The following is a 19769-nucleotide window of genomic DNA, read 5'->3' as shown; positions in this document are numbered from 1 at the left end:
ACCGCCCCCTCAATCGATAACGCTGAACTCGACCCGCGCCGTCTGCCCGCCTTCGTCCAGCACGCTGAGTTGATATGGCCCCAACCGTTCGAAACTGGCGTTGATGCTGTCCTGGTTGGCACTCTCGCCCAGCGGCTCGCCGTTGACGAACCACCAGCGCCTGCCGCTGCCGCCCAGGGCCGACAGCTTGAGCCGCAGCAGGTCCTGGCTGGCCGCCGGGCGGCGCAAGCGATCGCCCTCGCGCACGCCGACGATGGACAACGGCGCCGCTGCCGCCAGGGCCGGCCCCGGGCACTCCGGGTCGTTGGCCGGCAGGCGCGCTTCACGCCGTTCGATGCGCGGCAACCAGGGCTCCAGCGGCGCCGGCCACAGCGCGATATCCCGCGCCTGTGCCCCCGGGCACTTGGCGTCGACCCGCAGGCCCTTGGCATTGACCCAGACTTTTTCCAGCAGGCCGACGCCCAAGGGTTGATCCGCCGCCTGCAAGGTCGGCGGCGTGGTGCCGTCCAGGGTCCAGGCGAAACGTTGGCGGCGGCAGTTCGGATCGCTGCGGCTCATGGGCTGGCCCAGGGGCCAACAGATCGCCGCCACCCCGACATTCATCGGCACCGGCTGCACCGGCGCGCTGATGCCGCGCTGGCTGTCACGGTTGATCAGCACATCGTGCACTTGCAGCATCAAGGGCGCTGCCGAAGCCAGGCCGAACTGCCCCGGCACCGGGGTGCCGTCCGGGCGGCCGATCCAGATGCCGATCAGGTAGCGCGGCCCGACGCCAATCGCCCAGGCGTCGCGAAAGCCGTAACTGGTGCCGGTCTTCCAGGCCAGCACCGGACGCTGTACCAGCTCGGCTCGCGGGTTGCGGTCCGGGCGCGCCTGGCCGCTGAGAATGCGCCGCACGATCCACGCCGAACCGGGGGACAGCAAGGGCCGCTCGCGCAACTCATCATCCGGTTGCAGGCGCAGGCTCGCGCTCTTGCCGCCACGGGCGAAGGCGCTGTAGCCGCTGACCAGATCCTCCAGGCGGCTGCCGGCGCCACCGAGAATCAGCGCCAGGTTCGGTTCCGCCAGCGCCGGCAGGGTCAGCGGCATGCCGCCGATGCGCATCTCGGCGGCAAAGCGTTTCGGCCCGTAGGCTTCCAGCAGTTGCACCGCCGGCAGGTTCAGCGAGGTGGCCAGGGCGGTGCTGGCCGACACCGCGCCGCTGAAGCCCATGGAAAAGTTGCCCGGCCGGTAGTCGCCATACCGCCGGGGCACGTCCTGCAGCAGCGATTCGGAATGGATCAGCCCGGCATCCAGCGCCATGCCATAAAGGAAGGGCTTGAGGGTCGAACCCGGCGAACGCATGGCGCTGATCATGTCCACATGGCCGAAGCGCCGCGCATCGTTGATATCCACCGAGCCCAGGTAGGCGCGCACCGCCATGGTCTGCTCCTCGACCACCAGGATCGCCGCCGAGGTGTGTTCCGGCAGGCGCGCGCGCCAGCCCAAAAGCAGGTCTTCCAGGCGCCGTTGCAGGTTGGCGTCCAGGGTGGTGCGGATCAACGGCGGGCTGTCCGGGCGATTCAGCCGGCGCGCCAGCAGGGGCGCCAGGCTCGGCTCCAGCCGCGGCGCCAGCAACAGGGGTTCCTGCAAGGCTTCGTCCACCGCCGATTGCGGCCAGACCTGGAACTGCGCCAGGCGCTGCAACACCTTGTCCCGGGCCGCCTGTGCCCGCGTGGCATGCCGGTCCGGGCGCAGCCGGCTCGGCGCCTGGGGCAGTACCGCCAGCAGCGCCGCTTCGGCGTGGGTCAGGTGCTGCGGCGACTTGCCCAGGTAAGCCCAACTGGCCGCGGCCACCCCTTGCAAGGTTCCGCCGAACGGCGCGCGGTTGAGGTAGAGCGTGAGAATCTGCTGCTTGCTCAGGTGCCATTCCAGCTGCGCGGTGCGCCACAGCTGGCGCAGCTTGCCGTGCCAGGTTCGCGAGTGAGGATCGAGCAGGCGCGCCACCTGCATCGACAGGGTGCTGCCGCCGGACAACACCCGCCCGCCCGTGAGGTTCTGCCAGGCGGCACGCGCCAGCGCCATCGGGTTGACCCCGGGATGGCTGTAGAACCAGCGGTCTTCGTAGGTCAGCAGCGCGTCCAGGTAATAGGGCGAGACTTCGTCGGTGCGCACCGGATAGCGCCAGACGCCATTGGCATCGGCAAAGCGCCACAGTGGCGTGCCATCCTCGGCCAGCACCACCCGCGCCAGGTCATCCTTGGGCAGCGGCAGCGGCCAGATGCGGTCGGCCAGCCAAAGCCCGGCCCACAGCAGCAACAGGCCGCCCAGCACGGTCCGCAGGATGCGCCAGCCTCGGCGACCGCTTGGTTGCGGCGATGGCAAGCCGGGCGACTGTGCCTGGCCAAATATTCGCCACCAAAAACTGCGCAGGCGCGATGCAACTAATCGAAAAATCAAACCCGCGAACCTCTATGCTTGGAACGGAACTCGCCAGCGCGATTGATGGCCAAAGGCTCAGGTCTGGCAAGCACGCCAACTTTTTCATCAGGATGCACGCATGCAGGTAGAAAGCTTTTTTGAATGGCTCGGCCAGGCGCTGGGCTCGGTCATACGGTTTATCGTCGATGGCCTCAGCGGTCTGTTCAACGCCCTGACCAACGCCGGCGGCAACTTTATCGACGGCTTGTCGCGGGCGCTGGGCATGGACACCTCGATCATCAGCATCATCACCCTGATCGTCGGGCTGATGCTGCTGTACTCGGCGGTCCGCGCCTTCATGCGCGCCTCGATCGTCATGGGCATCATCTGGCTGCTGCTGGGGTTGTGGCTGCTGAGCTGGGTGGTGCACTGACCGATAGACGACCGCTGCGCGGTCGTATCGCGAGCAAGCTCGCTCCTACATAAGGAACGCGCTTGCCGCGATCGCCCTTCTCAACGCCCCTTGATCACCATCTCCGGCAGGGTTTCACCCACGGCCTGCCAGTTCGGCCGGTACATCGACTCCACTTGCGGCGGCGGCACACGGTAAGTGCCGGGCGTGACGGCGCGTGCCAGGTACAGCAGGTGCGTGACGCTGTCGTAGCCGTCCAGGTTCAGCGCCGCCACGTAGCGGTCATCGCGGAACTCCTGGTGCTTGAGGCTGGCGTTCTGCATCGACTCGCGCCATTCCTTGACCTGGCTGCTGGCGTTTTCCAGGCTGGCGGCGCTCTGCGCCAGGTTCTGGTTTTCCAGTTCCAGGCCGGCCGGCAGCAGGTCCACTACCAGGGCATCCGGTACCCGTTGCTTGGCACTGACCGCCAGGTGCACCAGCACCAGGTCGCCGCTGCCCAGGGCCCGCAGGTTCAGTGGCTGGCCGTTCATCCCCAGGTATTCGCGCCGAATGCTCAGGTTCTCGCCACCGGCCAGCGGCGCCTGCTGTGGATAACCGGAAATGGTCAGTTGCTGGTACACAGGCTCGCTGCCCTGATTGCTGATCGACAACGGCGAAGCCAGCAACGCACCTTCCAGCTTCAGCCCCGGCTGGCTGTTGTTCAGCTCGCGGCTTTCGGCGCCACTGCTCAGTTGCGCGGTCCAGTTGGCTTCCGGCTTACCCAGCAGGCCGCGACCGGCGAGGAACAGCGAGTTGCGCTCCTGGGTCGACAGGTACGGGCTGGCCGCCAGTTGGTCGGACAGCTCGAACAGTCGCTCCTCGCGCTTGCCCTTGGCCAGGTCGTGCTCTTCCAGCAGCGCCAGGATCAGCGCCTGATCCCGTAGCGGGCTGCCGTAGTCGGCCAGCCAGTCCTTGCTGTTGCGCGAAGCCGCAAGACCCGCGGTCAAGGCCTGCTCGGCCCGTGGCTGGTCGCCCATTTTCTGCAAGGCGATGGCCAGCTGCACCAATGGCAGGCCGGAGCGCGCATCGGTACGCCGTTCGAACAGGCTGCGCAGCGCGCCCAGCGGCGCCTGTTGGCTGCGTGCCAATACCAGCCCGGTGTAGGCCTGTACGGCAAAGCGCGTGTGCTCGGCGTTTTCGCTGTAGTTGACCTCGATCAGGTTGCGCTCCTGCAGGTAACGCAGCAGGCGTTCATTGGCCTTCTTCAGCGCCTCGGCCGGCACCGCGAAGCCCTGGTCGCGGGCCCGCAGCAGGAAATCGGTGACGTAGGCGGTCAGCCAGTATTCCTCCTCGCCGTCCGCACCCCACAGGCCGAAGCTGCCGTTGTAGCGCTGCATGCCCAGCAGGCGTTCGATGCCCAGCTCGATCTTGCGCTTGCGCTCGGCATCCGGCTCGCCTTCCAGGCCCAGGCGTTTCAGGCTGACGGCATCGGCGTACAGCGCCGGGTACAGGCCGCTGGTGGTCTGCTCCAGGCAGCCGTAAGGGTAGGCCTTGAGCGCGCGAATCTGCTCGCCGAGGTTCAGCGGCGGCCGGCTCGACAGGCTTAGCAGTGCTTCACGCCCGGCCGGCTCGAACGCCGCCAGCTCGCCTTCCGGCAGGCTCCAGGGCTGATCCTTGAGTACCGCGCGGTAATGCCTGAGCAACGCCGGGTAAGCCGGTCGCACCCCCAGGGTCCATTCGCGGCTGAACGGCGGCAGGCTCTCGCCCGGAAGGTCCAGGCCATTGACCAGCACCTTGACCTTGCCCTGGCCGAAGCCGCCCAGCGCCCGCACCGGAATCCGCAACGTGGTGCGCTGGCCCTGGGTCAGTTGCACGCTCTGACGGGTTTCGTTGACCAGCGCCAGCTGGCCTTCGGCGCTCAGTTGCACATCGAGTTTCTGCGCCTTGCCCGACAGGTTGGACAGGTCCAGCGCCAGGGTGGTCTGGTCGCCGCCGGCGAGGAAACGCGGCGCCGACAGTTCGGCGATCAGCGGCGCGGCGATCACCGTCTTGCCTTCGGCCATGCCGTAGCGTTCGTCGGTCCAGGCCTGGGCCATCAGGCGCAGTTCACCGTTGAAGTCGGGGATGTCGACGCTGACTTCGCCTTCACCCTGCTCGTTCAGGGTCACCGGCGCGCTTTGCAGGGCGACTATGGTGACGCTGGTGTCCGGACGCTTGCCGCCCTTGGCCAGCGCCGCGTCGCCACCGAAGGCCAGGCTGGCCAGGCGGCCCTGGCCGGCTTCGATCAACTGGCCGTAGATATCCAGCTGGTCGGCGCCATAGGCCTTGCGCCCGAACAGGCTGGAGTACGGGTCCGGGGTCGGGTATTCGGTGATGTTGAGGATGCCCACGTCCACCGCCGCCAGCAGCACATGGGCCTGTTTCGGCACGCTGCCATCGGCGTTCCTGGCCTGGATCTTCACCTTGAGCGGCTGTTTGGGGCGCATTTTTTCCGGCGCGCTCAGGGTCAGGCCGAGCTTGCGCTGGGTGCGATCCAGGGGCAGGTGCAACACGCCCACCGCGCGTTTCGGGGTGATGTTGGCCTTGCGCTCGCCGGGGCGGATCACCAGTGCACTGACGTACAGGTCGTGGCGCGCCCATTTCGGATCGAGCTTGATCGCATAGCTCTTGCCTTCGGCCGGTACGTCGATTTCCTGCCACCACAACGGACCGTCGCTGGACTCCACCAGCAGGTAGCCCTTGCCGGCGGCCGGCGGGGTCACCGTGACATTGGCGGTGTCGTCGTCGCCATACAGCGGTTTGTCCAGCGCCAGCTTGACCTGGTCGGGCCGCACCGCGCCGCCTTCGGCGTTGTCCTGGGAACGGTAGCCGGCCCAGAAACGCAGGCTGCTGACCAGCCCGGTCTGCGGGTCTTCGACCTCGACGCGATAAGGGCCCCACTCCACCGGGAAGCTGACCTTCGCGGTATCGCCGGCCTTGATGCTCAGGACCTGTTCGTCCTGGGTGAGGAATTTCTCGTTGAAGTGATAACTCCAGCCGTCGCTTTCCGAGTAGTTCCAGTAGTAGTCGCGGCGCTCGCGCACCAGGCGCACCTTGAGGTTGTCCGCCGCCAGCTTCTGGCCTTCATTGTTGGCCACCAGCAGCTCGAACTCGGCCGGGCCGTCGCCGTCGGTTTCCGCGCCGTCGAACAGCGCTCGCAGCCCCGGCAACCTGTCCGCCGGCCATACCGGCAGCACCACCCGCCGGGTGATCGGGCGACCGCCCGACTCCTGTAGGCTGCCCTGGACGATCAGTTGCAGCGGCGAACGGGCCTCGGCCCATTTGCTTTCCAGGGCGATCAGTTCTTCGCCGTTTTCATCCAGCGTCGACTCCTCTATCTCCAGGTCCTGGCTCAGCTCTTCTTCGGTGACCGAGCCGAACTGGTAGCCCGGCAAGGCCTTGACCGCCTCGCGCAGCGGCCGCACGTAGATCTGGCCGCTCAGGCGATTGCCGGCGGCCGGGGCGCCATACAGGTACCGGCCATTGACGCTGATCTCGACGGTCTCGTCCGGTTTGAGCGGTGTGTCGCTGCCCTTGAGTTCCAGCGCCAGGCGCTCGGGCAGGAAGTCTTCCACGAGGAATTCGTACAGTTGCGGCTTGCCGTCGCCGAGGTCGAACACCAGTTGCCAGCGCCCGGTCGGCGCTTCGCCGGCCAGTTGCAACTGGTACTGATAGAGCCCCGAGGCATCGGCGTCCCAGACGAACTTGCGGCTGACCTGCTCATCCGGCCGGCGCACTTCGACGCTCACCGGCTGCGGCTTGACCGCATTGCCGTCCTTGTCCCGCAGCAGCGCGTTGAGCAGCACGGTTTCGCCCGGGCGATACAGGTCGCGGGGGCCGAACACGAAGAACTGCAACGGATGAGGCTGGGGGCCGCCGATATTGAACTCGGCCAGGTCCAGGGCGGCGCCGTTCAAGCGCAGCAGGCTGGTCTGCTCGCCCTGGTGGGCCAGCAGCACTTCGGTTTTCTTCGGCAGCGGCAACTCGGCATGGCCGCCCTTCTCGGTCTTGCCCTGGCCGAGCACGCGGCCTTCGCCGTCCAGCAGCTCCAGGCTGACGCCGTCCAGCGCCTTGCCGCCTTCCAGGGCCTGGGTGAAGACATCCAGGCGGTTCTGGTAACGGTGCACCGACAGGCCGATGTCGCTGAGGGTGAACAGGGTTGCCGGTTGCGAATAGTTGTAGGTGCCCGAGGCACGCATCACCGCCAGGTACACGCCCGGCTGTTGCAGCGGCTTGAGCCCGGCGATCGGCAGCAGCAGGGTTTCCCGGGTATTACGCGCCGGATTGAGGTCAAAGCGGCCGCCATACACCAGGTCGGCCATCGGCAGCAGTTCACGGGACTCGTAACTGTGCAGGCTGTTATTGCGCCCCCATTGGGCGAGGAACATCGGCAGCGATTCGGGCTTGATGCGGAAGAACTCGACATCGACCTTGTCGACGTTCAGCGCAATCACCGGCAGGCCTTCGGCGAGGCGGGTCGGCAACAGGGTGCCGCGGCTGGCGAACCCGACCGTGGCCTGCAAGTCACGGGTTTCCAGGCGACTGACGTATTCGGCGGCCAGGGTCGCGTCGTTCACTGCGCGCAGCCCGGCGTCGACGGTCAGCACCAGTTTGCGCTGCGGCTCGAGATGACGCAGGCGCAGTTCCATGAAGTTGTCCGACAGCTCCCAGGCACCGTCGACCTTGCCGCTCTTGCTGTCCACCAGGTGCAGCTTGTCGGCGAACTTCTGCTGCGGGTCCAGGGGCACCGAGAAACTCACCGACAGGGTGCTGGCCCCGTCGAGTTGCACCTCGGACACGTCCACCACGTTCAACTCGCGACCGGCGTAGCGTTGCTTGAGCACTGCGACATCCTGCACGGGCCGGGCCTTGGCCGCGGGCACTGCCGCTGTCGGAGCCGAAGGGCTCGCCGCCTTGTCGGAGGTCGAGGAATCGCAAGCGCTCAGCAAGGCCAGCGCACAGGCCAGGAACAATCCTTTGTTAAACATGGGGCACTCATTGGCAGGAGTATCGAAGGGTTGAACTATATCTCACCGCCGTCCGGCTGGCTGTGGCGCAGCGCACATTGATCGACAGAGGGCCTATCACCCGCGGCGTCTTTGTAGGATTCGGGCCGTGATCGGGATGGCATGGCCGGGCGGGCAAGCGGCTACAATGCCCGCTCTCAAGGAGCCTGCATGTCCAGCCTGATTTCTGCCTGGCGCCACCGTCCGACCCATGCTCGGGTGTGGGCGCTGGCCGCGCCGATGATTCTTTCCAATATTTCCGTGCCACTGGTGGCGCTGGTCGACAGCACCGTCATCGGCCATTTGCCCCATGCCCACCAGCTCGGCGCGGTGGCGGTCGGCGCCAGCCTCTATACCTTCCTGGCCTGGGCCATGGGCTTTCTGCGCATGGGCGCCACCGGCTTTGCCGCCCAGGCCGCCGGGCGCGCCGACGGTGCGGCGCTGCGGCAGATCCTGGTGCAAGGCCTGCTGCTGGCCATGGGTCTGGCCCTGCTGCTGGGCGCCATAGGCGTACCGCTGAGCGGCGCGGCCTTGCAGCTGATGCAGCCTTCGGCCGAGCTGGACGAAATGACCCGCACCTTCTTCCATACCCGCTTGCTCGGGCTGCCGGCGGCGCTGGCCAGCATGGCCCTGGTCGGCTGGTTCCTCGGCACCCAGAACGCCCGGGCGCCGCTGGCGATCCTGCTGAGCACCAACCTGATCAACATCGCCCTCAACCTGTGGTTCGTGCTGGGCCTGGACTGGGGCGTGGCCGGCTCGGCCAGGGCCTCGGTGATCGCCGAATGGACCGGTGCGCTGATCGGCCTGGCCATGACCCGTCCAGCCCTGCGCGCCTATCCAGGGCGGATTGCCTGGGCGGCGTTGCAGCGCTGGGCCAGCTGGCGACCGTTGCTGGCGGTCAACCGCGACATCTTCATCCGCAGCCTGGCGCTGCAATCGGTGTTCTTCCTGATCACCGTGCAAGGCGCGCGCCTGGGGGACGCGACCGTGGCCGCCAACGCGCTGCTGCTCAACGGCCTGCTGCTGACCGCCCACGCCCTGGACGGCCTGGCCCATGCGGTGGAAGCCCTGTGCGGCCACGCCATCGGCGCCCGCGATCGCCTGGCGCTGCGCCGTTCGCTGGTGGTGGCCGGCGGCTGGTCGCTGCTGGCCAGCATCGGTTTTGCCGTGCTGTTCCTGTGCGCCGGGCACCTGTTCATCGAGATGCAGACCGATATCGCCGAAGTGCGGCAGACCGCCTTCACCTACCTGCCCTACCTCGCCGCCCTGCCGCTGATCGCAGTCTGGAGCTACCTGCTGGACGGCCTGTTCATCGGCGCCACCCGAGCCCGGGAAATGCGCAACGGCATGCTGCTCAGCGTGCTCATCACCCTGCCCTGCGCCTGGACCTTGCAGGGCCTGGGCAACCACGGCCTGTGGCTGACCTTCCTGCTGTTCATGCTGGTGCGCAGCCTGACCCTGCTGGCCTTCGCCCTCGGGCTGCGCCGGCACGACGGCTGGTTCAGCCCGGCCCGCTGAGCTTTGCGGCGCGCATAAAAAAACCACCGCAAGCGGTGGTTTTTCTTGAGCCGTCGAAACCTCAGGAAGACAGGTACGACGAGCGGGTCAGGCCCAGACGCAGGGCGTCGAGGAACTGGGTACGCTCGCTGGCGCTGATCTTCGCGCTGGCCACCTTGTCCCGGTAATGAGTCATCAACTCCTCCGGCGACAAGTGCACATAACGCAGCATGTCTTCGATGGTGTCATGGGTCTCGATCCCGGCGTGGTACACGGTGCCGTTCGGGTTCTGGTAGATGTTCACCGAGTCGGTATCGCCGAACAGGTTGTGCATGTCGCCGAGGATCTCCTGGTAGGCACCGACCAGGAACACGCCCAGCAGATAGTCCTCACCCTCTTTCAGGCCATGCACCGGCAGGCTGGTCTCGATGCTCTGCTCGTCGACGTACTGGTTGATCTTGCCGTCGGAATCGCAGGTCAGGTCTTGCAGCACCGCACGGCGCAGCGGCTCTTCGTCCAGGCGATGCAACGGGATGATCGGCAGGACCTGGTCGATGGCCCAGGTGTCCGGCAGGCTCTGGAACACCGAGAAGTTGCAGATGTACTTGTCGGCCAGCTTGTCGTTGAGTTCGTCCAGTACCTGGCGGTGCGAGCGCTGGCGCGCCTTCAGCGAGTTGTGCAGGCGCCGGCACACGGCGAAGTAGCACTGCTCGGCCAGGGCTTTCTCGGCCAGGGTCAGCTTGCCGTCGGCGTACTGGGCGGCCACGTCGCTCATGTAGTGGGTGGCGCGCCAGTAGGTTTCGGTGACCATCTCGATATCGGTCGGGCCCAGCAGGTCCACCAGCCATTGCACGGTTTCCGGCAGGCTTTCCTTGTTCTCGATCAGCGGCACGTCGTCGTTGTGTTTCTCGACGTCGGTCACCTGCACCACCAGCATGGCGTGGTGCGCGGTCAGCGAACGACCGCTTTCGGAGAAGATGTGCGGATGCGGCAGGCTCTGCGCGTCGCAGAACTCCTTGAGCATGCCGACCACGACACCGGCGTAGTCGTCCATGTCGTAGTTGATCGAACTGGCGTTGCGCGAGTGGGTACCGTCGTAGTCCACGCCCAGGCCGCCGCCGACGTCGATGTGATCCACCGGCAGGCCGAGGTTGCGCAGCTCGCCGTAGTAACGGATGGCTTCCTTGAAGCCGTGCTGGTAGTCCGCCAGGTTGGCGATCTGCGAACCCATGTGGAAGTGCAGCAGGCGGATGCCCTGGTCCAGGCCGGCGCCACGGAAACGCTCGACCACCGACAGCAGCTGCGCCGCCGACAAGCCGAACTTGGATTTCTCGCCACCGGTGTCGGCCCACTTGCTCGACGCCAGGGACGACAGGCGCACGCGCAGGCCGACCTGCGGCTTGACCTTGAGCGAGGCGGCCTCTTCGATCACCAGGCCCACTTCGGATTCTTTCTCGATCACGATGAATACGTTGTGGCCCAGCTTCTGGCCCATCAGCGCCAGGCGGATGAACTCACGGTCCTTGTAACCGTTGCAGACGATGGTGCCGCCTTTCGGCGCCAGCGCCAGCACCGCCAGCAGCTCGGGCTTGGAGCCGGCTTCCAGGCCGATGGAGACATTCTGGGTGGCGATGATGTTTTCGATCACCGCTTCCTGCTGGTTGACCTTGATCGGGTACAGCGCGGTGTACTTGCTCTGGTATTCCAGGCGCTCGATGTTGGCGTCGAAGGCACCGGTCAGCTGGCGCACCCGGTCCTGCAGGATATCCGGGAAGCGCACCAGCAGCGGCAGGGACAAGCCGCTCTTGCGCAGCTCCTCGACTTGTTCGAACAGGTCGATGGGCGAGCTGTTCGGGCCGTTCGGACGAACTTCGACGCGACCGGCGTCATTGATCGCGAAATACCCGGCCCCCCAATGGCGAATCCCATAAACACTGCGGCTGTCCGCAACTGTCCATTGGCTGCCATCGTCTTTGCGTGTGCGTCGTACGGACATCGAAGTCCCCTATAAAGAAGTCATAGAGCGCCACCCCGGTCCGGGGCTGGCGCAGTCTAAAGAATGAAAATGACGATTAGCCTGCAACGAGGACATAGACCTCGGTTACAGCGCTGAGTTTAGAAACCGGTCATGAACAGGCTCTGTGAAAACCATGAAGACGACGGCAAGCCTGAATCGGATCTGGGCTGCATCAAGTCGGGGGTGGTTTTCACAGAGGCTGCTAGCCGCCGGACTTCTTCGCCTTGAAACCGTGCTTGATCAGCTCTGCCAAGAGTAGCTCGACATGATCGCCCTGGATCTCGATGACGCCGTCTTTCAGCGCGCCACCGGTGCCACAACGTTTCTTCAACGTGGTCGCCAGTTCCTTGAGCGCGTCTTCGGCCAACGGCACGCCGGTGATGGTGGTCACCGTCTTGCCGCCACGGCCCTTGCTTTCGCGACGCACGCGAGCGATGCCGTCGCCGGCAGGGATAACGGTTTGTTTGCAGATGCAGGCTGCCACCGGCTGGCTACAGTCCGGGCAATGTCGACCTGCGTCGGTGGAAAATACCAGGCCACCAAGGGCGGCGAAGGATGCGGCTTTTTTGGCCACCGGCAATCCTCTTGGGAGGACAAAGACTGGTCGAAGCACATGGCCTGTGCCATCGACCGCGAAGCCCCACTCAGGCAGGGGCAGCGCTACTGGACCGACCGTGCTTATAAAAGCAGCGCCGGCCCAGCTTGAAAAAGGTCGCGCAGTGTAACGGCAAAAAGCCGACTTGCTAAGAGCCTAACCGCGCCAATTTATACAACTTTAACGACGCCGCGCCAGATAGCGCTGCAAGGCCGCCAGGGAGTCCGGGCAATAGGGCTTTTCGGTGATTTCCCGCATCACTTCGTCGATCGCAATGAAGCGCGCTTCCAGAACCTCTTCCGGCTGCAGGCGCAGGGGCCCGTCCCAGACCGCCGAAAAGGCCGAACACCAGAGGCGATTGTCGGTGTCTTCGAAAAAGAAATGGTCATGGGCGGTCAATTCCACCCCGCTCACGCCCAATTCTTCCTCCAGCTCCCGGGCCGCCGACTCGGCGTAGCTTTCGACGGCCAGCACCATGCCGCCCGCGGCCACGTCCCAATAACCGGGATAAATGGCCTTGCTCAGGGTGCGCCGATGCACGCACAGCTCACCGGCGGAATTGAACAGCAGGATATAGGTACCGCGCCCAATCAGGCCGCGCTCGCGCAACTCCGAGCGGGCCAGCGTGCCCAGCAACTGGTCTTCGCCATCGACCCAGGCGACTTGTTCGGCATCGGAGGCCGCGCGATGCGCGGCCTCATTGGAGGTAACCACCATGAATCAACCCTGATTGAGCAATTGACGCAAGTCGATGACAGCCGCGTTGGCGCGGGAAATATAGTTGGCCATGACCAGCGAGTGGTTGGCCAGCACGCCGAAGCCGCTGCCGTTGAGAATCATCGGGCTCCAGATCGGCTCCTGGGACGCTTCCAGTTCACGGATGATCTGGCGCACGCTGACGGTGGCGTTCTTCTTGGCCAGCACGTCGGCGAAGTCGACCTCGATGGCACGCAGCAGGTGCGACAGGGCCCAGGCCTGGCCGCGTGCTTCATAGAACACGTTGTCGATCTGCATCCAAGGAGTTTCCACCACCTCTTCGTCGACCTGCGGCGACTGGCCCGGCGCCGGGGTTTCGGTTTTCAGCGCGGTGTTGAGCTTGACCCGGCCGACGCTGGCCGACAGGCGCTGGGACAACGAACCCAGGCGGGTCCCGACATCACCCAGCCAGTTGTTCAGGTTGTCGGCACGGGCGTAGAACAGCGCGCTCTTCTGGTTCGGATCGGACAGGCGTGCCTGGTAGCGGCTCAGGGAGTTGATGCCTTCCTGGTACTCGGACTCGCTGGACGGCAGCACCCAGCTCTTGTTGTCGAAGTTGAAGCGCGGCTCGGCCTTGGCCAGGTCGGCGTCCTCGGCGGACTGCGACTGGGAACGGGCGAAGTCCTTGCGCAAGGCCCGGGTCAGGTCGCGGACCTGCACCAGCACGCCGTATTCCCAGCTCGGCATGTTGTCCATCCACAGGCCCGGCGGGAAACGGTCGTTGGAGATATAGCCACCCGGCTTGTTCAGCAGGGTGCCGGCCACGGTCTTGAGGGTTTCCACAGTGGTGTAGCCCACGACCATCTGCTTGCCTTCCTTCTCGGCGGCAATTTGCGCGCCTTGCTGGACGGGGAACAGCGACGGTTCCTGGCTCCAGTACCAGCCCAGGGCACCGGCCACCAGCAGGTACAAGGCCACCAGGGTGCCCAGGGCGCGGCTGAACAGCAGGCCACCAAAGTAGCTGCGTGTCGCCGACTTGGGTTCGGCAGCACGATCCGGCGCGCTGCCCGCGCGGTTCTTCCAGTCCAGCATGGCTATATCCTTTCAATCACTTGGGTTCATCGGTTCGACCACAACCCTACTCCATCGTGCCTCGAACCGAACGGATTAAAAATCATCCGCCGCGCAAGGCGCCACATGCCGGGTGTACATCGAGCGGCCACTATAAATGAAGCACAGTTCAGAACCTATGCGACCAGTCGGTCGGGAACTGAATAAGGTCGCTTTGCAGATTGTTGACGTACGACACTCGTACAATCCATAAGAGGTGCTAGCATAGAGCCACCAGTCGATCTCAGCATGCACCCTAACTAGTAGTCAGGATATGACCGAGCCAGAAGACCCCAGCCGTGAGCGCCTCAAGCACCACTTTGCCCAGCGGGTAATTCACCAGGCTCGTCAGATCCTCGAGATATGGCAGCGCCTGCAGCGCAGCGAATGGTCGACCGCCGACATGTCCGAACTCAGCGAGGCCAACCTGCGCCTGCTGCGTTTCGCCGAACGTTTCGAACAACCCGAACATACCCAGCTGGCGCGCAGCATCAGCGACTCTCTGGAAGCGGTGGACGCCAACCGTGGGCGCCTGAGCAGTGGCCTGATCACCGACCTCAACCGCCTGATGCAACGCCTGTCGCGCACCGGCCTGCGCCATGGCGACCAGTTGGAGCAGACCTTCCTGCCGCCCCTGCGCAAGCCGATCTACGTGATGCTGCAAGACCACGATCGCGGCGAGCGCCTGGCCAAGCAGCTGGAATTCTTCGGCCTCAGCGCCCAGTCCCTGGACAGCATCGCCGCGTTTCGCTCCTCGATGGTCGAGCGCTTGCCGGCGGCGATCGTCATCGACGTCGACTTCTGCGGCAACGGCATGGGCCTGCAACTGGCCGCCGAAGCCCAGGAAGGCCTGGAGCAGAAGCTGCCCCTGCTGTTCTTCAGCCTCCACGAAACCGACACCCCGACCCGCCTGGCCGCCGTGCGCGCCGGCGGCCAGGAGTTCCTCACCGGCACCCTGGAAGCCTCGAGCCTGCTGGAGAAGATCGAGATCCTCACCTGCGTCGCCCAGTACGAACCTTATAAAGTGCTGATCATCGACGACTCCCGCGCCCAGGCCCTGCACACCGAGCGCCTGCTCAACAGCGCCGGGATCATCACCCGGACCCTGATCGAACCGATCCAGGCCATGGCCGAACTGGCCGACTTCCAGCCGGACCTGATCATCCTCGACATGTACATGCCGGCCTGTACCGGCACCGAGCTGGCCAAGGTAATCCGCCATAACGACCGTTATGTCAGCGTGCCGATCATCTACCTGTCGGCCGAAGACGACCTGGACAAGCAGCTGGACGCCATGAGCGAAGGCGGCGACGACTTCCTGACCAAGCCGATCAAGCCGCGCCACCTGATCACCACCGTGCGCAACCGCGCCGCCCGCGCGCGCAACCTCAAGGCGCGCATGGTCCGCGACAGCCTGACCGGGCTGTACAATCACACCCATATCCTGCAACTGCTCGAAGACTGCAGCTTCCGCGCGCGCCGCGAAAACAAGCCGCTGAGCTTCGCCATGCTCGACATCGACCACTTCAAGCGGGTCAACGACAGCCACGGTCACCCCATGGGCGACCGGGTGATCAAGAGCCTGGCGCTGTTTCTCAAGCAACGCCTGCGCAAGACCGACTTCATCGGCCGCTACGGTGGCGAAGAATTCGCCATCGTCATGCCCGACACCGACCTGGAAGCGGCCTGCAAGGTGCTGGATGAAATCCGCCAGCGCTTTGCCGAGATCCATTACCCAGCCCAGCCCCAAGACCTGTGGTGCACCTTCAGCGCCGGAGTGGTCGAACTGCGGGAAGACTCCGACAGCCTGATGATGGCCAGCCAGGCCGACGAAGCGCTCTACCGCGCCAAGGACAGCGGGCGCAACCGGGTCCAGGCAGCGCGCCATCAAAGCGCCACTTTTTCACCGGAATCCACCGATTCGGTCATAACCTTGTAATACAAACGCAATAAGTTCAGGCGCTTACCATTCAAGTCGTTGGTAGGACGCGATGCGCCTGAAGCTGCTGACCAATCTCAATACCCTGCTATTAGTTGCCGTTTGCCTGGCCCTGGGCGCAACGCTCTGGTGGTCGCAACGCGCCCTCGAGCGCCCCTACCTATTGATGGAGCGCTACCTGGGGCTGTCCCAGCAGTTCCAGAACCAGGTGGCGCGCAACATCGAGGACTACCTGGCCAGCGGCGACGCCCTGCGCCTGAGCAGCGCCAGCCAGGCCATCGAAACCCAGCAGGCCCAGCTCGACGAACTGCCCGCGGAACTGGCGCAGAGCCTGCGCCCGAGCCTGTCGGGCCTGGCCGAGTTCAGCAAGACCGACCTGCTGGCCGCCGGCAAACTGGCCGGCGATCCGCAAGCGCTGCTGCTGCAGGCCGAGCGCGAGCTGGGGGCCAGCCTCGAACAACTGAGCCAGTACGCGACCGGGGCGGCCAGCAATCCCAGCGCCGCGACCTACCTGCCGTTGCTGCTGACCGCCTCCCAGCACCTGGGCAAGCTGTCCCTGGCCCGCGACAAACTGGTGAGCAGCGGCCGCAGCGAACTGGCCGCCGATGTCGAGCGCGAAGTGAGCAACATGCGCGCCCAGGCCGAGCAGCTGGAAACCCTGCCGTTGCTGGGTGTCGCGGCCAGCAATGCGTCGAACACCGATGACTTCGCGGCCATGATGGGCCTGGAGAACACCGAGAAGGCCGCCGTCGAAGACGCCGGCATCGGCCTCAAGCGCGAACTCAACAGCCTGCTCGGCCGCTACCCCGCCGAGCTGAACCGCACCCGCGAGCAGATCCATAAACGCGCCGACCTCAGCGCCGCTACCCACCTGAAAATCACCGCCGTGCAGCAGGCCATCGCCGAACTGGAACCGGTCGTGCGCGCCCAGCACGGGCAGATCCAGGGCGAAGTGCGGCTGATGCAGGGTTTGATGATCGGCCTGATCCTGCTGATCGCCCTGCTGATCGACACCTTGCAGCGTCGGCTGGCACGGGTCCTGACCAATCTGGCGCCGGCCCTGTCGACCTGGGCCGAAGGCGACTTCAGCCGCGACATCCAGCTGGGCCGGACCAATCGCGAACTGCACGACATCGAAGAATCCCTGAACCGCCTGCGCGCCTACCTGGTGGACCTGGTGGGCACCATCCGGCAGAACGCCGAACAGGTCGCCGGCAGCAGCCGCGCCCTGGCGGAACTGAGCAGTGGCCTGCACGGCGGGGCCGAGCGCCAGGCCGGCGACACCGCGCAGATCCGCGACGCCCTCGGCGAGCTGGAAGCGACCATCCAGCAAGTCGCCGGCGATGCCAGCCAGGCCGCCGATGCCAGCCGCAGTGCCGGAATGGCGGTGGAACAGGGGCAGAAAGTGATCGGCCTGAGCCTGACCGGGTTACATGCCCTGGTCGGCGAAGTGCAAGGCAACGCGCAGATGATCGAACAGCTGGCCGAGGAGTCGGCAACCATCGGCGGCGTGCTCACGGTGATCCGTTCCATTGCCGACCAGACCAACCTGTTGGCCCTGAACGCCGCCATCGAAGCCGCGCGAGCCGGGGAAATGGGCCGCGGTTTTGCCGTGGTCGCCGAAGAAGTGCGCTCCCTGGCCCAACGCACGGCGGGTGCCACCGCCGAGATCCAGACCCTGATCGCCGGCCTGCAGGCTGCGGCCCGGCAATCGGTGGAAGGCATGCGCGCCCAGGTCGAACATGCCGAAGCCACGGCCAGCCAGGCCCAGGCCGCGGACGGCGCGCTGGATGAAATCGTCGGGGCGATCCAGACCATTTCCGACACCGCCATCCGCATCGCCGATGTCACGGCCCAGCAAAGCGGCGCCGTCAGCGAAATCCGCGACCACAGCGAGCGCATCCATCAATTGGGCGGGGATAACCTGCAACGCATCGGCGAAGGCCGCGAACAAGGCGAGAACCTGCTGGCCCTGGGTGGCCAGTTGCACACGGCGGTGCAGGCATTCCGCGTCTAGCCCTGTAGCCCTGTAGCCGCTGCCGAGCCTGCGAGGCTGCGATCGAGGACGCAGTCCTCGCAAAACCGGCCTATGCAGGTTGCCTGAAAGAACGCGGTCGCAGGCTCGGCAGCGGCTACGGGGCGCATACGCATACCCCACCGCTCTCCGCTATCATGCGCACACCTTCGATTCGCGAGATTGCCATGCGTCGCCTGCTTTGCCTGATGCTGTTTGTGCTTGCCCTGCCGGCGACCGCCGCCGGGTTGCTGGACAGCCGCCCCAGTTCGACCCTGGGCTCGATCAATAACAGCGCCGACTTCCTGCCGGTGCGCGAAGCGTTCCAACTGAGCCTGCTGCAAAGCACGCCGCAGTCGATCAAGCTGCGTTTCGTCGCCACCGAGGGTTACTACCTCTATCGCCACCGCTTCCAGTTCCGCGCCGAGCCCGCCGATATCACCCTGGGTGCCGCCCAACTGCCCAAGGGCGAACAGAAACACGATGAGTTTTTCGGCGACGTCGAGGTCTACCACGGCATTGTCGATGTCGAACTGCCGCGCAGCGCCACGGACCAACGAGGCTTCACCCTGGCCGTGACCTACCAGGGCTGCGCCGACAAGGGCCTGTGTTATCCACCGGAAACCGAGCGTTTGCAGATCGATGGCGCGGCCTCCTCGGCCAATGCCTCAAGTGCCGGCGGCCCCGCTACCGACAATGGGAAAACCGCCTGGAGCTGGCGCGAACTGGCGCTGTTCTTCCTGGCCGGCATCGGCCTGACCTTCACCCCCTGCGTCCTGCCGATGCTGCCGATCCTGTCCGGCGTGGTCCTCAAGGGCCAGGTCGGCGGCTGGCGCGGCTTCAATCTGTCGCTCGCCTACGTGTTGCCGATGGCCGCCTGTTTCGCCCTGCTCGGCGCCTTGATGGGGCTGTTCGGCGCCCAGCTCAATTTGCAGGCACGCCTGCAATCGGCCTGGGTGCTGGTGCCCTTTGCATTGTTCTTCGTCGTGTTCGCCCTGGCGATGTTCGATGTCTTCGAACTCAAGCTTCCGCGCTTTATCAGCCAGCGCCTGGAACGCATCGCCGGGCGCACCGAAGGTGGCTCGCTGTGGGGCGCGGCGATTCTCGGGGTGGTGTCCAGCCTGCTGGTATCGCCCTGCGTTTCGGCGCCGCTGGCAGGCGCCCTGCTGTATATCAGTGCCAGCGGCGACGCCCTGGGCGGTGCCCTGAAACTGTTCGCCCTGGGCCTGGGTATGGGCGCGCCGCTGTTGCTGGTGGCCACCGGCGGCGCGGCCTGGCTGCCGAAAAGCGGGCCATGGCTGGTCTATGTGAAAAACGCCATTGGCGTGCTGTTGCTCGGCCTGGCGATCGGCCTGCTGAGCCGGGTCTTGCCGGGCCAGGTCAGCCTGTTGCTGATTGGCGCGCTGGCGGCCGGCGTCGGCCTGTTTCTCGGTGCCCTGGAGTTTGTCTACAAGGCGCCACGCGCGCGCCTGGCGCAGCTGTGCGGGCTGTTCCTGCTGTTTTATGCCCTGGCCTGCTGGTACGGCGCATTCAGTGGCCAGACCGATCCGTTCAGCCCGCTCGCCCGCCCACCGGTCGCGGTCATCGGCAACAGCCCCGAGCAAACCAGCGCCGGCCAGTGGCAGACCGTCACCACCCCCGGTGAGCTGGAGCAGGCCCTGGCCGATGCCCGGAATGCCGGTACCCCGCTGCTCCTCGATTGGTACGCCGACTGGTGCATCAGTTGCAAAGTCATCGAACGCGAGGTGCTCAACGACCGCCAGGTCGTCGAACGCCTGCGGGGCTACCGCCTGGTGCGCTTCGATATCACCGCCAGCAACCGCGAACAGCGCGCCCTGCTGGACCGCTACCAACTGTTCGGCCCACCGGCGCTGATGTTCTTCGGCAAAGATGGCGTCGAACGTGCCGATGTGCGTGTGGTCGGCGAAATCAGCGCCGCAGACTTCGCTGAACGCATTGCTGCAGCAAATGACCGGATTTAGTCAGTTGGTCACATATTTTAGGTAAACATCGGTCATCGTGCTGCCTATTGCAGAGAACTGGACAGTCACAAAGGCTTTGCGGC

At 65.5% G+C, this 19769-nt stretch carries 11 protein-coding genes; 5 read left to right on the top strand and 6 right to left on the bottom strand.

All coding sequences use genetic code 11. The features are described from left to right. Nucleotides 1-9: 9 nt before the first annotated feature. A complete protein-coding gene (gene pbpC / locus C4K27_RS03345) occupies nt 10-2322 on the bottom strand; it encodes a peptidoglycan glycosyltransferase PbpC (RefSeq protein ID WP_255313565.1) in 2313 nt (770 codons plus the stop codon). A gap of 217 nt (nt 2323-2539) precedes the next feature. Between pbpC and C4K27_RS03340 the strand changes: the two genes are divergently transcribed. Continuing rightward, the gene (locus tag C4K27_RS03340; protein ID WP_007921634.1) at nt 2540-2833 is read left to right on the top strand and encodes a hypothetical protein; all 294 of its coding nucleotides are present in this window, start codon (nt 2540-2542) and stop codon (nt 2831-2833) included. 80 nt (nt 2834-2913) lie between these two features. Here C4K27_RS03340 and C4K27_RS03335 read toward each other — a convergent pair whose 3' ends face one another. Continuing rightward, nucleotides 2914-7818 carry an alpha-2-macroglobulin family protein gene (locus C4K27_RS03335; protein ID WP_053259491.1) on the bottom strand — a complete coding sequence of 1635 codons (4905 nt, stop codon included), beginning with the start codon at nt 7816-7818 and terminating at the stop codon, nt 2914-2916. A gap of 189 nt (nt 7819-8007) precedes the next feature. Here C4K27_RS03335 and C4K27_RS03330 point away from each other — a divergent pair, with 189 nt between their 5' ends. Continuing rightward, nucleotides 8008-9354, top strand: coding sequence for an MATE family efflux transporter (locus C4K27_RS03330; protein ID WP_053259490.1), 1347 nt, complete (start codon nt 8008-8010; stop codon nt 9352-9354). Nucleotides 9355-9415: 61 nt separating this feature from the next. Here the strand turns inward: C4K27_RS03330 and speA are convergent, their stop codons facing one another. The 4 genes from speA to C4K27_RS03310 all read right to left on the bottom strand — a co-directional run bounded on the left by speA (nt 9416) and on the right by C4K27_RS03310 (nt 13733). Beyond that, a complete protein-coding gene (gene speA / locus C4K27_RS03325; protein ID WP_053259489.1) occupies nt 9416-11329 on the bottom strand; it encodes an arginine decarboxylase in 1914 nt (637 codons plus the stop codon). Nucleotides 11330-11552: 223 nt separating this feature from the next. Then, nucleotides 11553-11924, bottom strand: coding sequence for a translation initiation factor Sui1 (locus C4K27_RS03320; protein WP_007921638.1), 372 nt, complete (start codon nt 11922-11924; stop codon nt 11553-11555). 201 nt (nt 11925-12125) lie between these two features. Next, a complete protein-coding gene (locus C4K27_RS03315) occupies nt 12126-12662 on the bottom strand; it encodes an NUDIX hydrolase (protein WP_007921639.1) in 537 nt (178 codons plus the stop codon). Between the two features lie 3 nt (nt 12663-12665). Then, a complete protein-coding gene (locus C4K27_RS03310) occupies nt 12666-13733 on the bottom strand; it encodes a DUF2333 family protein (protein WP_053259488.1) in 1068 nt (355 codons plus the stop codon). A gap of 292 nt (nt 13734-14025) precedes the next feature. On the opposite strand from C4K27_RS03310, the gene C4K27_RS03305 reads away from it, so the two are divergent. From C4K27_RS03305 to C4K27_RS03295, 3 genes are all read left to right on the top strand, one after another. Next, nucleotides 14026-15690, top strand: coding sequence for a response regulator (locus tag C4K27_RS03305; protein WP_007921641.1), 1665 nt, complete (start codon nt 14026-14028; stop codon nt 15688-15690). Between the two features lie 52 nt (nt 15691-15742). Beyond that, on the top strand, nt 15743-17707 hold the full coding sequence (locus tag C4K27_RS31835) for a methyl-accepting chemotaxis protein (protein WP_053259487.1): 1965 nt from the start codon (nt 15743-15745) through the stop codon (nt 17705-17707). A gap of 185 nt (nt 17708-17892) precedes the next feature. Then, the gene (locus C4K27_RS03295) at nt 17893-19686 is read left to right on the top strand and encodes a protein-disulfide reductase DsbD (RefSeq protein ID WP_053259486.1); all 1794 of its coding nucleotides are present in this window, start codon (nt 17893-17895) and stop codon (nt 19684-19686) included. Nucleotides 19687-19769: the final 83 nt, after the last annotated feature.

Origin of the sequence: Pseudomonas chlororaphis subsp. chlororaphis, assembly GCF_003945765.1 — a bacterium.
GTDB lineage: Bacteria > Pseudomonadota > Gammaproteobacteria > Pseudomonadales > Pseudomonadaceae > Aquipseudomonas > Aquipseudomonas chlororaphis.
Note: the sequence above shows the minus strand (reverse complement) of the source record. Positions and strands in the feature narration are given on the sequence as shown.

Excerpts from the sequence above, each read along its gene's own strand:
- C4K27_RS03340 (WP_007921634.1), top strand. The coding sequence starts at position 2,540 with ATGCAGGTAGAAAGCTTTTTTGAATGGCTCGGCCAGGCGCTGGGCTCG.
- C4K27_RS31835 (WP_053259487.1), top strand. The coding sequence starts at position 15,743 with ATGCGCCTGAAGCTGCTGACCAATCTCAATACCCTGCTATTAGTTGCC.
- C4K27_RS03295 (WP_053259486.1), top strand. The coding sequence starts at position 17,893 with ATGCGTCGCCTGCTTTGCCTGATGCTGTTTGTGCTTGCCCTGCCGGCG.
- C4K27_RS03305 (WP_007921641.1), top strand. The coding sequence starts at position 14,026 with ATGACCGAGCCAGAAGACCCCAGCCGTGAGCGCCTCAAGCACCACTTT.
- speA (WP_053259489.1), bottom strand. The coding sequence starts at position 11,329 with ATGTCCGTACGACGCACACGCAAAGACGATGGCAGCCAATGGACAGTT.
- C4K27_RS03335 (WP_053259491.1), bottom strand. The coding sequence starts at position 7,818 with ATGTTTAACAAAGGATTGTTCCTGGCCTGTGCGCTGGCCTTGCTGAGC.
- C4K27_RS03315 (WP_007921639.1), bottom strand. The coding sequence starts at position 12,662 with ATGGTGGTTACCTCCAATGAGGCCGCGCATCGCGCGGCCTCCGATGCC.
- C4K27_RS03330 (WP_053259490.1), top strand. The coding sequence starts at position 8,008 with ATGTCCAGCCTGATTTCTGCCTGGCGCCACCGTCCGACCCATGCTCGG.
- C4K27_RS03310 (WP_053259488.1), bottom strand. The coding sequence starts at position 13,733 with ATGCTGGACTGGAAGAACCGCGCGGGCAGCGCGCCGGATCGTGCTGCC.